At 67.1% G+C, this 13,152-nt stretch carries 11 protein-coding genes and 2 tRNA genes; 9 read left to right on the forward strand and 4 right to left on the reverse strand.

The window, feature by feature from the left end; genetic code table 11:
- The 3 genes from TF1_RS07305 to TF1_RS07315 form a co-directional block, all read left to right on the forward strand.
- Positions 1–859, forward strand: an 859-nt coding sequence (locus TF1_RS07305; RefSeq protein WP_061783770.1) for a PP2C family protein-serine/threonine phosphatase, incomplete at its 5' end; no start/stop codon positions are given.
- A gap of 282 nt (positions 860–1,141) precedes the next feature.
- Positions 1,142–2,485, forward strand: coding sequence for a magnesium transporter (gene mgtE, locus TF1_RS07310; RefSeq protein ID WP_016189014.1), 1,344 nt, complete (start codon positions 1,142–1,144; stop codon positions 2,483–2,485).
- 118 nt (positions 2,486–2,603) lie between these two features.
- Positions 2,604–2,816 carry an antitoxin gene (locus TF1_RS07315; RefSeq protein ID WP_011292621.1) on the forward strand — a complete coding sequence of 71 codons (213 nt, stop codon included), beginning with the start codon at positions 2,604–2,606 and terminating at the stop codon, positions 2,814–2,816.
- A gap of 48 nt (positions 2,817–2,864) precedes the next feature.
- Here the strand turns inward: TF1_RS07315 and TF1_RS07320 are convergent, their stop codons facing one another.
- The 3 genes from TF1_RS07320 to TF1_RS07330 form a co-directional block, all read right to left on the reverse strand.
- Positions 2,865–4,748, reverse strand: a complete 1,884-nt coding sequence (locus TF1_RS07320) for an ABC transporter ATP-binding protein (RefSeq protein WP_011292620.1) — start codon at positions 4,746–4,748, stop codon at positions 2,865–2,867.
- A gap of 92 nt (positions 4,749–4,840) precedes the next feature.
- Positions 4,841–5,344 carry an adenylyltransferase/cytidyltransferase family protein gene (locus TF1_RS07325; RefSeq protein WP_011292619.1) on the reverse strand — a complete coding sequence of 168 codons (504 nt, stop codon included), beginning with the start codon at positions 5,342–5,344 and terminating at the stop codon, positions 4,841–4,843.
- 412 nt (positions 5,345–5,756) lie between these two features.
- Positions 5,757–5,827 (reverse strand) — tRNA-Gly (locus TF1_RS07330).
- A gap of 107 nt (positions 5,828–5,934) precedes the next feature.
- On the opposite strand from TF1_RS07330, the gene TF1_RS07335 reads away from it, so the two are divergent.
- The 5 genes from TF1_RS07335 to clpX all read left to right on the forward strand — a co-directional run bounded on the left by TF1_RS07335 (position 5,935) and on the right by clpX (position 10,992).
- Positions 5,935–6,009 (forward strand) — tRNA-Pro (locus TF1_RS07335).
- Between the two features lie 230 nt (positions 6,010–6,239).
- A complete protein-coding gene (tig, locus tag TF1_RS07340; RefSeq protein WP_016189013.1) occupies positions 6,240–7,631 on the forward strand; it encodes a trigger factor in 1,392 nt (463 codons plus the stop codon).
- A 229-nt stretch (positions 7,632–7,860) separates the two neighbouring features.
- Complete coding sequence (locus tag TF1_RS07345; protein ID WP_016189012.1) at positions 7,861–8,448, forward strand: ClpP family protease; 588 nt, start codon at positions 7,861–7,863, stop codon at positions 8,446–8,448.
- Positions 8,449–8,501: 53 nt separating this feature from the next.
- Positions 8,502–9,170, forward strand: coding sequence for an ATP-dependent Clp protease proteolytic subunit (locus TF1_RS07350; RefSeq protein WP_011292616.1), 669 nt, complete (start codon positions 8,502–8,504; stop codon positions 9,168–9,170).
- 547 nt (positions 9,171–9,717) lie between these two features.
- A complete protein-coding gene (clpX, locus tag TF1_RS07355; RefSeq protein WP_016189011.1) occupies positions 9,718–10,992 on the forward strand; it encodes an ATP-dependent Clp protease ATP-binding subunit ClpX in 1,275 nt (424 codons plus the stop codon).
- Between the two features lie 35 nt (positions 10,993–11,027).
- On the opposite strand, the gene TF1_RS07360 is transcribed toward clpX, so the two are convergent.
- Complete coding sequence (locus tag TF1_RS07360; RefSeq protein ID WP_061783771.1) at positions 11,028–11,615, reverse strand: PepSY domain-containing protein; 588 nt, start codon at positions 11,613–11,615, stop codon at positions 11,028–11,030.
- Between the two features lie 175 nt (positions 11,616–11,790).
- Here TF1_RS07360 and TF1_RS07365 point away from each other — a divergent pair, with 175 nt between their 5' ends.
- Entirely contained in the window at positions 11,791–13,149 is a 1,359-nt protein-coding gene (locus TF1_RS07365) for a bifunctional folylpolyglutamate synthase/dihydrofolate synthase (RefSeq protein WP_038043976.1), read from the forward strand.
- Positions 13,150–13,152: the final 3 nt, after the last annotated feature.

Consider the following 13,152-nt stretch of genomic DNA (forward strand, 5'->3'; position numbering starts at 1 on the left):
CGGAGTGGTGGCTGTAGTCCTCGCCTTCACCGCCTATGCACTGGACTTCAGCCAGGTGGGGCCCGGGCTGGCCGTCACCATCGGGGTGACCGCTGTCGTGGCGTACCTGCTGTCCGGGGTGCGGGAGCGTCTCGGCGTCCAAGGCCTCGACGGCGAGAAGATGCTGCTCGAACTGAGGGACCGCATCCGCACCCAAGGCCAGCTTCCCGCCCTGCCCGCCGGATGGCACGCCACCCAAGTGCTGCGGCAGGCCGGCGGCTCCTCCTTCGGCGGCGACTTCGTAGTCTCAACGCTCCGCGACGACCAGCTCGACATCGCGGTGGTCGACGTCTCCGGCAAAGGCGTCGAAGCAGGGACCCGGGCCCTGCTGCTCTCCGGCGCGTTCGGCGGCCTGATCGGCGCGGTGCCACGCGGCGAGTTCCTCGAGCACTGCAACGACTACCTGGTCCGCATCGCCGGAGGCGAGGGGTTCGTCACCGCCGTCCACCTAAGCGTCGACCTGACCACCGGAGAGTACCTGCTGGCCTCGGCCGGACACCCGCCCGCCGTACAGTTCGACCACACGACCGGAGCGTGGAGCCCTACCGAGGCCAAAGGGGTCGTGCTAGGCATCATCCCGGAGATGAGCTACACGCCGGTGCGGGGCCGTCTCCGTCCCGGCGACGCCGTCATGCTCTACACCGACGGGCTCGTGGAAACCCCGGGAGAAGACCTCGACGCAGGAGTGGACCGCCTGCTCGGCGCGGCGGAGAGCCTAGTGGCGATGGGGTTCGGACCAGGAACCGAGCAGTTCGTCGACACCCTCAGCAAGGACAAGAACGACGACCGCGCCCTCGTCGTGCTTTGGCGGACCCACTGAGCGACCACGCGAGTGCGGCACGTACGTTTTTCCTGTGAAGGGGCTGCGCGCCTCCGAGTCGCCGAGCCTCCAAAGGGAAGACTCTCCTGCTGGGGTGCACACCTGCCACGCGGGGCGCCGCTCCGCAGCCCGCAGCGACCCTGCCGCGCCCGTCCGCGCACTCTGGACGCGGCATGAGAGTGCGGTCGCTGCGCTGCGGTCCCTGCCCACGCTGACCGCTGTGAGGAGGTGCGGTGTGCCCCGGTCTTACCCGACGTCCGGAAGGTCCACACCGCGATTCAGATGACCGACGCCAAGAAGCCGATCGAGCTGGACCAGCTAGTCGCCGCCAACGACCTGGTCGGGATACGGCTGTGGCTGGCCGAACATCCGCCCTATGAGATCGCTGACGCGTTGACGCGCCTGCCCCCGCAGCGGGCCATCATCCCCTTCCGGCTGCTGGACAAGGAACGGGAACTCGAAGTCTTCGAAGAGCTCGACCCTAGTCAGCAGCAGGCGATCCTCATGGGACTGCGCGACTCGGCATTCCGAGAGCTCCTGGAGAAGATGGGGCCCGACGACCGGGCCCGGCTCATCGGGGAGGCCCCGGCCAAGATCGCTGCCAGGGCACTGGCCGGGCTGAGCCCGGCTGAACGTCGAGTGACCGCGGCAATCCTGGGCTATCCGGAGGACTCGGTCGGCCGTTTCATGAACCCCGACACGGTGATCCTCCACCGCAACCTCACCGTGGCCCGGGCCCTGGAAGTGGTGCGCGCCAAAGGGTCCGAAGCCGAAATCGTCTACGTGATGCCCGTGGTCGACGACGGGCGTCGGCTCTCCGGCATGGTGCGGCTCAGCGAGCTGGTGACGAGCAACCCCGACACCCTCCTCAAAGACCTGGTCGACGTGTTCACCCCCCGCGTCTACGCCACCGACCCGGCCGAGGATGCGGCGCGCCTCGTCCAGGAAGCCAACCTGGTCGCCCTGCCCGTGGTCGACTCCGAGGAGCGTTTCCTCGGTCTCCTCACCTTCGACGACGCCCTGGAACTGATCGAAGCGGCTGACTCCGAGGACATCGCCCGCCAGGCAGGGTCGCAGCCCATCACCGGGCACTACGCCACTGTCGGTGTCCTGCGGTTAGCCCGCGCCCGCGCCGTGTGGCTGCTGCTGCTCATCATCGCCTCCACCTTGACGATCAACGTGATGCAGGGCTTCGAAGCGACCCTGGAACAGGTGACCGCACTGGCACTCTTCGTTCCCATGCTCACCGGGACCGGGGGCAACGTCGGCTCGCAGTCGGCCACCGCGGTGGTGCGGGCCTTGGCTGTGGGCGAGGTCCGACTGCGCGACCTGCCGCGGGTCATTTGGAAAGAGTCCCGCGTCGGCCTGCTGCTGGGGTGCATGCTCGCCACGATCGCGCTCATCATCGGCTCCCTGCTGGTCGGCACCGCGGTCGCCGCCGCTGTAGCCCTGTCCGTGGTGGCGATCTGCGCTTGGGCGTCGATCATCGGCAGCACCATGCCGCTCCTGGCCCGCAGGATCGGGGTGGACCCCGCGGTAGTGTCCGCACCGCTGGTCTCCACCCTGGTGGACGCCACCGGTCTCCTCATCTACTTCTCGGTCGCCCGCACTGTTCTGGGGCTGTAGCCCGCAGCCGGGGCGGGACGCCTCTCTCGTCTGGGTGCATAAGGCCGTCTCCGCAGGGCAGGGGAGGGGGAGTGCATGACGACAGTGTCAGGCGCCCTGGCTGAGGGGAGGCCATGCCATGGGGATCAAAGACACTTTCGAGAAGGCCAAACAGCTTGCCGAAGAGCACGGCGACAAGACAGACCAGGGGGTCGACAAGGCCGCGGAAGCCGCGAAGAAGCGCACCGGGGGCAAGTACGACGAGCACATCGACACCGCACGGGAGCGCGCCAGCGACTCGCTCCGCCAACGGCAGGAAGCCGACCAGGACGACCGGAAGCGGGAGCGCTGAGCACGCGGCAGCGCACGGCTCCGGCCGCCGGCAGCGGGAGGGCGGGCGTCAGTTCGCGGTGCTGCGCCGCTCCCGCTCCTGCGGGGCGAACTGGGTCCGGTACAGGGCTGTGTACAAGCCGCCACGGGCCAGCAGCTCCTCGTGGGTCCCGCGTTCCAGGATGCGGCCGTCTTCGAGCACGAGGATCAGGTCGGCTTCACGGACCGTGGCCAGACGGTGGGCGATGACCAGCGAGGTCCGCCCGTGCAGCGCGGTCGCCAGGGCCTGCTGGACCGCGGCTTCGGACTCGGAGTCCAGGTGGGCTGTCGCCTCGTCCAGCACCACCACGGACGGGGATTTCAACAGGAGCCGGGCGATGGCCAGCCGCTGCTTCTCTCCGCCGGAAAGACGGTAGCCGCGGTCTCCGACCACGGTGTCCAACCCTTCGGGCAGGGTTTCCAGCAGCGCGTCGAGGTGTGCGGCGCGCATCGCCGCGATGAGCTCCTCGTCGGTGGCGTCCGGACGGGCGTAGCGCAAGTTCGCCCGGATGGTGTCGTGGAACAACTGCGTGTCCTGGGTGACCACGCCGACCGCATCCCGCAGCGACTGGGTGCGCACCTGGCGCAGGTCCACTCCGCCGATCCGGACCGTGCCCTCGGTGGGGTCGTACAGCCGGGACACCAGGTGGGTGAGCGTCGTCTTGCCTGCCCCGGACGGACCTACCAGGGCCACCATCTGCCCGGGCTGGACAGTGAACGTGATGTCGCTGAGCACTTGGGTGCTGACAGAGTGCTCCGGCTGTGGCACGAGTTCCAGTGACTCCAGGGTGGCTTCGGCGCCCGGGTAGCGGAAGGAGACGTTGGAGAACTCTACGGACAGGCCGCCCGCGGGGAGGTCGACCGGGTTCTCGGGTTCGGCCACGGACGGTTTCATGTCCAGCACTTCGAAGACACGCTCGAAGCTGACCAGGGCGGTCATCACATCCACTTGGACGTTGGAGAGCGCGGTCACCGGGCCGTACAGCCGGGTCAGCAGGGTCGCCAGCGCCACGAGCGTGCCCACTTCGAAAGTGTCGTGCACCACCAGCAGGCCGCCCGCCCCATAGACCATGGCGGTGGCGAGCGCGGTGATCAGCCCCAGTACGGAGAAGAGCATCCCGCTGTAGACGCTTCTGGTGACGCCGATGTCCCGCACGCGTCCCGCGCGGGCTGCGAACTCCGCGCTCTCCTCGTCGGGGCGGCCGTACAGTTTGACGAGCATGGCGCCCCCCACGTTGAAGCGCTCGCTCATCATCGAGCTCATCTCCGCGTTCACGTCCATGCTCGTGCGGTGGACTTGGGCGAGGCGGCGGCCCAGGTAGCGTGCGGGGAGCAGGAACAGCGGGATCACGAGGAGCGCGGCCGTGGTGATCGGCCAGGAGAGGGCGAGCATGGCGCTGAGCACCGCCACTACGCTCACCGAGTTGGCGACCAGCGACTGCAGGACCGAAGTGACGGCCCGCTGCGCCCCCACCACGTCGGTGTTGAGCCGGCTGATCAGCGACCCGGTCTGCGTGCGGGTGAAGAACGCCAGCGGCATGCGCTGCACGTGGGTGAACGCTTGGGTGCGCAGCCGGTAGATGACCCCTTCGCCGATGCTCGCGGACAGCCACCGGCTCACCAGGCTGAGCCCGGTCTCCAGCAGCGCCAGCACGGCCACGACCAGGGAAAGCCCGACCACGAGAGACGGATTGTTGGCGCCGATCCCGCGGTCGATGATCGTTTTGAGCAGCAGGGGGTTGGCGATGATGATGCCGGAGCCGACCGAGGTAGCCAGCACGAACAGCAGGATGCGCCGCCAGTGCGGACGGGCGTAGCTGAGGACGCGCCGCACGGTGCCCGGCTGGAGCGCTGCCTTGGCAGCCGAACCGTCGTTGACCAGCGTCCAGACTGTGCGGTGACCGCTTATCACCATCGTTGCGCCACCCTTCGTGTGGGGTCACGGAAGCGTCCGTCGCGGCGGGCACCGGGCGGCAGCCTCCGGAAAACGGCGACGCCGCCCGCGCACTACAGGGACCGGGCGAGCTGTCCGAGGGTTGCGGTGGTGGACCGGCCCAGTGTCAGCGGCAGCTCCCAAGCGAGTGCGCCTAACGCGGCCGCACCGCGTTTCTTGTTCTCGGCGTAGGGGTCTCCTTCGGTGTAGGCCAGGGCAGCCGGGCGCAGCGGGGCGAGGAGTTCGGCGTAGTGCCGCCAGCTCACCACGCTGGGGGGACCGGAGATGATGAACACCCCGTCGACACAGGACAGTTCGGCGAGGATTTCGGCCCGCTCCTCTGCGGGGTTGATCGGGCGCCCCGGTCCTTTCCAGGCCCGGACCCGTTCGTCGGATTCCACCCCTACGAGGAGGGGGAAGCCCCGGGCACGTACGCTTTTGAGGTAGCGGACGTGCCCCACGTGCAGGATGTCGAAAGCCCCGGTGACGACCGCGGGGCGTTCCGCGCTGGTCGGCCGGGAGACCCAGTCCAGCGTCAGCGAGGGCGCGGCCTCCCGCGTCGGATCGGTTCCCGTCATCTCTCACCTATCGAAGTGCCCGGGCGCACCCGCGTGCGGCCGGGGTTACCCGAGGACTGTCGTATCGGGTAGTGGCGTGCGGTTCTGACCTTTGACGATACTCCGGCACCGGAGTACAGGCGCAGCCTGCTCGCTGCGCGCCGCAGCAAGTCGCCCAGTGCGGCAGGGGAAAGGGGAAGTGCGGGCCGCTTCCCAGGGGAGGGGCGGGCGGCGGAAGACAGCCGACAATCACGGAGAAAAGTGAGATCAATCACAGCAGTGCTGTGCGGGTTCGGCCGCTGGAGTCGTGCGGACCGTCCGCCTGGAGGGTGCCCGGGAACGGAGGGGCGTCCAGGCCTGCACGGCGGTGTCAGGACGAGAAAAATCTGAAGGCCAGGCTGCGTGCATCACGCTCGCCTGGCCTTCACAGCAGAGCGGGTGACGGGAATCGAACCCGCACGGCCAGCTTGGAAGGCTGGAGTTCTACCATTGAACTACACCCGCATGGCACGGCAGCCACTGAGTTTCCTCTAGACTCGTGGAGCCGGCAGACACAAGATTACCGCCTTCGCGGCGTGGGTTGTACATTGGCCGCGAACTTGTGCAGTCCACGGGGAGTGGCGCAGCTTGGTTAGCGCGCATGCTTTGGGAGCATGAGGCCGCGGGTTCGAATCCCGCCTCCCCGACGAACGGCCGACGGCCCGCGCGGCTTCCTGCCCGACAGGGCCGTCGCTCCCTCTCGCCTGTCCTAGACTGGGCGAGATCGCAGACCGTAGAAGCATGCTGGACATCACAGCAATCTCTTGACACCCGTCGGTCGTATCGGTCGAAGCCCATCGATCACTGCCGTGGCGCGGTGCGGCGGAGAAACAGGCCGCCAGCGGGTGTCATCGCCGGAAACTAGGAGTACCGCCCCGTGAAGACCGCTGTCGAGGAGCTGAGCCCCACCCGGGTCAAGCTGACTATCGAGGTTCCGTTTGAGGAACTCGACCATGCCTTCGACGTGACCTACAAGTCGCTCGCCAAGCAGGTCCGGATCAAGGGGTTCCGGCCAGGAAAGGCTCCGGCGAAGCTCATCGACCGCTACGTCGGCCGCGGAGCGGTGCTCACCCAGGCGGTCAACCACGCGGTCCCCGAGCTCTACAGCGAGGCCGTGAGCAAGGAGGAAGTCCCCGTCCTCGGACCGCCTGAGGTGGAGATCACCCGCTTGGAGGACGGCAAGGAGCTGGCCTTCACCGCCGAAGTCGACGTCCGCCCCAAGTTCGAGGTCACCGACTACGAGGGCATCGAGGTCACCGTCGACGACGCCGAGGTCACCGAGGAGCAGGTCAACGAGCGCCTCGAGGCGCTGCGGCAGCGCTTCGCCACCCTCATCGGCGTCGACCGGCCTGCCGAGCAGGGCGACCACGTCTCGATCGACCTGTCCGCCTCGGTCGACGGCAAGAAGCTGGAGGACGCGCAGGCCAGCGGGGTCTCCTACGAGATCGGCGCCGGCACCCTGCTGCAGGGCCTCGACGAGGCGATCATCGGCCTGAGCGCGGGAGAGTCCGCCACCTTCACCACCACCCTGGTGGGCGGGGAGCACAAGGGCCGCGAAGCCGACGTCACGGTCACCGTGCACAGTGTCAAGGTCAAGGAGCTCCCCGAGCTCGACGACGAGTTCGCCCGCCTGGCCAGCGAGTTCGACACCATCGAAGAGCTGCGTGCCAGCGAAGCCGAGCGGCTCGGCGAACTGCTCCGCGCTCAACAGCTCCGCCAGGCCCGCGACCGCGTCCTTGAAAAGCTCGTCGACTCCATCGACATCCCGCTGCCGGAAAGCGTGATCAAGCAGGAGGCCGACCGCCGCCGTGAACTCCTGGACCGGCAGCTCTCCCAGAGCGGTCTGAGCAAGGAGGCCTACCTCGAGGCCCAGGAGAAGACCGAGGAGGAGTTCGAAGCCGAGCTCACCGAGAACGCCACCCGCGCCGTCAAGACCGGCTTCGTTCTCGACCAGCTCGCCTCCCAGGAGAACCTGACCGCGAGCAACGAAGAGCTGACCCAGTACGTCGTCGAGCAGGCCCAGAGCATGGGCATCTCGCCCGACCAGCTCTTCCAGAGCCTCATGCAGGCCAACCAGCTCCAGCTGGTCTACGTCGAGGTGCTGCGGGCCAAGGCACTCGACCTGGTGGTGTCCAAGGCCAAGATCACCGACGAGTCCGGCAACACCATCGAGCCTCCGACCCCGGTCCACACGGAGACCATCACGGTCGCCTCCGGGGATGAGGAGACCGAGGAGTCCGCGGCAGAGCAGGGCGAAACCGAAAAATAGGTCGCTGCTTGCCGATGTCACCGGGCCCCGCGTCACGACGGCGCGGGGCCCGCGTCGTTTCGCCAGGCGCGAAACTCCCTGGTCGCCACGGAAGAGACCTGCGCTGACAGCGAACAGAATGGGGAACTGGCACGACCAGGTCGAGGAACGGCGTTAGTGTCGCAAGCGTCGCAACCGTTTCGAATTCGCGGAGCAGGTGACGAGAGTGCCGCCGACACATAATGAGTTCATGCGAACCGACGTTCCCATGCAGCCGATGTACGAGCAGACAGCGCAGCGACTGCTGCGGCAGCGGATCGTCTTCCTCGGCCAGCAGGTCGACGACGAGATCGCGAACCGCATTGTCGGGGAGCTGCTGCTGCTGTCGGCCGAAGACCGGGAGCGGGACATCACGTTGTACATCAACTCGCCCGGGGGCTCGGTCACGGCGGGTATGGCGATCTACGACGTCATGCAGTACATCCCCAACGACGTCCGCACGGTCGGCATCGGCCTGGCCGCGTCCATGGGGCAGATGCTGCTGTGCGCGGGGACCCGGGGTAAGCGCTACGCGCTCCCGCACACCCGGATCATGATGCACCAGCCGTCGGGCGGCATCGGAGGCACCGCCTCCGACATCCGCATCTTGGCCGACCAGTTGCTCTACGTGAAGAAGATGTTCCTGGAGCGTATCTCGCTGCACACCGGGCAGCCGGTGGAGCAGATCGAGAAGGACGCCGACCGAGATCGGTGGTTCACCGCCCAGGAAGCTCTGGAATACGGCTTCATCGACGAGGTGCTGACGAACACCCCCGACGTCACGGGTGGTCGGTCCTGAACGACCCCCGCTCCAACAGCCCTTTGGACCGGCGCAGTGTGGAAGGCCAAGAAATGAGCGAGTTCAACTTTGACCCGTACCGCCGCTACGGGGGTGGGATGGCCCCGATGGCTCCGCAGAGCCGCTACGTCCTGCCCTCCTATATCGAGCGCACGGCGTACGGCGTCAAGGAGATGAACCCCTACAACAAGCTCTTCGAAGAGCGCATCATCTTCGTGGGGGTGCAGATCGACGACACGTCGGCCAACGACATCATCGCCCAGATGATGACGTTGGAGCACATCGACAGCGACCGTGACATCACCCTGTACATCAACTCGCCCGGCGGTTCCTTCACCTCGCTGATGGCGATCTACGACACGATGCAGTTCGTGCGCCCAGACATCCAGACCGTCTGCGTCGGCCAGGCAGCTTCCGCGGCCGCCGTCCTGCTTGCCGGCGGCACCAAGGGCAAGCGCACCGCGCTGCCGAACTCGCGGATTCTGATCCACCAGCCCGCAACTGAGGGGACGCACGGCCAGGCCAGCGACGTCGAGATCATGGCCAACGAGATCATGCGGATCCGCCACCAGTTGGAGACGATCCTCGCGAAGCACACTGGCCGCAGCGTCGAGGAGATCTCCCGCGACATCGAGCGGGACAAGATTCTCACGGCCGAGGAGGCCAAGGAGTACGGCATCGTCGATGACGTGCTGCCTTACCGTAAGGCGTCGTTGAAGTAGGATCGACCGCACGAGGGCGGCCTGAAGGGCCGGACGCAACCGGCTGAGGGCTCTCGGCGGTGCCGGCCCTTCACCGCTTGGGCGCAGGGGGACGACTGCGGACCGCCGCGGCGGCCCGTGGTGCACGCGAGCCATGGAGGGGACGCTCGTGGCACGTCCCAGCGCCAGCCGTACCAGGCCGTGCGGACCGTGGTGGGGCCTGCGACGGCAGCAGACGACTTCCGGTAAGAAAACACAGGAATCCGTGGCGCGTCGATCGCCTGACGCCACAGGATTCTCGACGGGCAGACCGGCGCAGCCGGTCAGACTGGACGCGGCGAGCGGTGAAGTCGGTCCGTCTCTTCGCTTAGGCTCAACAGGAACGACCTACAGACCGTCCCGTTAATGGCGGCGTCTGGAAGGCATATCCTGGGAATTGGTGGTCGTTCGGTGAGCCGGGATCGCCCCGCCTTCCCGCGGATCGCCTCGGGAATCCGGAGTGTCTGGATCCCAGGAGAGCGGGAAGGAGGCGTGTGACGGGACGGCCGACGTTTTAAGGAGTGGCTGGGTGGCACGCATCGGCGACGGTGGAGACCTGCTGAAGTGCTCGTTCTGCGGCAAGAGCCAAAAGCAGGTGAAGAGGCTCATCGCGGGTCCCGGTGTGTATATCTGCGATGAATGCATCGACCTCTGCAACGAGATCATCGAGGAAGAATTCGCGGATGCGACCGAGCTGAAATGGGATAATCTTCCCAAGCCTCGGGAGATTTACGAATTCCTGGACTCCTACGTCGTAGGTCAGGAGCAAGCAAAGAAGGCGCTATCGGTAGCGGTCTACAACCACTACAAGCGAATACGGTCCGGGGGAGATCGGTCCCGAGACGACGATGTGGAGATCGCCAAATCCAACATCCTGCTCCTCGGGCCCACCGGTTCCGGAAAGACCCTTCTCGCCCAGACCCTGGCCAAGATCCTCAAAGTCCCCTTTGCCATCGCCGACGCCACTGCCCTGACCGAAGCCGGCTACGTAGGCGAAGACGTCGAGAACATCCTGCTCAAACTCATCCAAGCCGCGGACTACGACGTCAAGAAGGCCGAGACCGGCATCATCTACATCGACGAAGTCGACAAGGTCGCCCGCAAGAGCGAAAACCCCTCCATCACCCGCGACGTCTCCGGGGAGGGAGTGCAGCAGGCGCTGCTGAAGATCCTGGAGGGCACCACCGCGAGCGTTCCCCCGCAAGGCGGGCGCAAGCATCCGCATCAGGAGTTCATCCAGATCGACACCACCAACGTGCTCTTCATCTGCGGTGGCGCGTTCTCCGGACTGGAGAAGATCATCGAGGCGCGCACCGGCAGACAGGGCATGGGATTCAACGCGGTCGTGCGCTCCAAGAAGGAGCTGGAGAACTCCGACCCGTTCCGCGACGTCATGCCGGAAGACCTGCTCAAGTTCGGCATGATCCCGGAGTTCGTGGGACGGCTCCCGGTGATCACCAGCGTGCACAACCTCGACCGCAACGCGCTCATCCGGATCCTCACCGAGCCGCGCAACGCCTTGGTCAAGCAGTACCAGCGGCTGTTCGAGCTGGACAACGTCGAACTCCAGTTCACGCAGGACGCGCTGGAAGCCATCGCCGACCAGGCGATCATGCGCGGTACCGGTGCCCGCGGCCTGCGCGCCATCATCGAGGAAGTGCTGCTCTCGGTGATGTACGAAGTGCCGAGCCGAAAAGATGTGGCGCGGGTGATCATCACCCGGGAGGCAGTGCTGGAGCACGTGTACCCGACGATCGTGCCGCGGGCCCTGCCGCCCAAGGAGCGCGAGGAGAAAACCGCCTGACGCTGGAGTCGCGGAAGACCCTGGAGGGCGGCCGGTCAGGAATCGGTCGCCACCACCTCGCCGGTCTCCGTGTCCACAGCGACCGTCCGGCCGTCGTCGACCTCGATCTTCCACACCCGGCGGCCGTTCTCCTTGTCCAGTGAAGCCTCGGTGGCCTCGCTGCCGCCGCTGTCGTCCAATGCGACCCGCACCGCCGTGTCCAGGCTGCGCGCGGACAGCCCGGCAAGGTCCGCGTCCGGACCGTCGGGCATGTCCGCCTCCAGTTCGGAGACGTCACCGCTGCGCGCGTCGACGGCGAGCGCGTGCTCGGCGCCCTCCGCGCTCACTTCCACGGTCCAGCGGTGGCTGTCCTCTTCCAGTTCCACGTCGTAGACCACCCCGTTCGGAAACTCCTCCAGGGCCGCGTCGCGGGCCCGCAGCAGGTCGATGCGACGCTCCGGGTTTGCCGGGGAAGGGGACGCCTCAGGGCTGCCCCGCTGCTCCAGCCTGCCGGTGGGACCCGGGTCCCCGCCGCCTTCATCAGGGGTAGTGTCGCCGTCGCAGCCAGCCGCCGCACCAACCGCGATGAGCAGCGCCCCCACAGCACCCACCCACCTCAGACCAGTGCTCTCCACTCGGCGCATCCGGACTCCCCTCCTCGATGAACACTCGGGGAGACCACTGACCGGCTCGGGGGAGGCCGAGCGCTAGTCAAGGACAAAGAACCGCAAAGCCTTGCCCCACGCCAGGAACAGCGCAGCCTGGCCACGGGGGAAAGGACGCGGCCGCCACCGGGGTAGGCTGAAACCGCACATCGCAATGACCAACGCTGGGAACAGGGGACACGTGCATCCGCAGTATCAGGAGGCGCAAAAAGAGATCCTTGCGCGTGCGGGAGAGTCGATCATCCATCCCACGCTGGATCGCATGCGCGCGGCCATGGACCTGCTCGGCAACCCCCAGCACAACTATCGGGTCATCCATGTGACCGGGACCAACGGCAAGACCTCCACCGCGCGGATGATCGACAGCCTGCTTCGGGAGCGGCAGCTGCGGGTCGGGCGCTACACCAGCCCGCATCTGACGAGCATGCGCGAACGGATCGTCATCGACGGTGAACCGCTCTCCGAGCAGGCGTTCGCCGACCTTTATGCCGACGTGCTGCCGTACGTGCGGATGGTGGACGAGCAGCACGACGTGCCCATGTCGTTCTTCGAAGTCCTCACGGTGATGGCGTACGCCGCCTTCGCTGACGCTCCCGTGGACGTCGCCGTTGTCGAAGTGGGCATGGGCGGCACGTGGGACGCCACCAATGTGGTGGACGCCGACGTCGCCGTCGTCACCCCGATCGCCGTCGACCACACGGACTACCTGGCCGACACGCCCGAAGGCATCGCCGAAGAGAAGGCCGGCATCATCAAACCCAACAGTGTCGCCATCCTCGCCCAGCAGACGCTGCCTGTGGCGAAGACCCTGCTGAGCCACGCCTCGGCAGTGGGAGCCGAAGTCGCCCGAGAAGGCCTGGAGTTCGGTGTCGTCCACCGCAACCTGGCTGTCGGCGGCCAGCAGATCGCGGTCAAAGGGCTGCGCGCCGCCTACGACGGGATCTTCCTGCCGCTGTTCGGCGCCCACCAGGCCACTAATGCCGCCGTGGCGGTGGCCGCGGTGGAGGCTTTCGCCGCCCCCAAGGAAGGCGAAGACGGGCTCGATCCGGAGCTGGTGCGGACTGCCCTGTCCGCGGTCTCCTCCCCGGGACGATTGGAGATCGTGCGGACCAGCCCTACCGTGCTCGTCGACGCGGCACACAACCCCGCAGGGATGGCCGCCACCGGCGAAGCGGTCCGCGAGTCGTTCACCTTCGACCGGCTGGTCGGGGTGGTAGCGGTGCTGGCGGACAAGGACGCTGAAGGCATCCTGGAACCGCTCGAGCCGCTGCTCGATGAGATCGTGGTGACCGTGAACTCGTCACCGCGGGCCCTGCCGGTAGACCGGCTTCGGGAGACCGCGGAGGCAGTCTTCGGCCCGGACCGCGTCCACGCGGCGCTGCGGCTCGACGACGCTATCGACCAGGCTGTCGCCCTCGCAGAGCGGGACGCAGAGTTCGGCGGGGGCGGGGTGCTGATCACCGGTTCGGTGGTGACGGCCGGGGACGCCATCCACCTGTTGAAGAAGGAGTAACCG

It is taken from the genome of Thermobifida fusca NBRC 14071 = JCM 3263 (genome assembly GCF_001592045.1).
GTDB classification, from domain to species: Bacteria; Actinomycetota; Actinomycetes; order Streptosporangiales; family Streptosporangiaceae; genus Thermobifida; species Thermobifida fusca.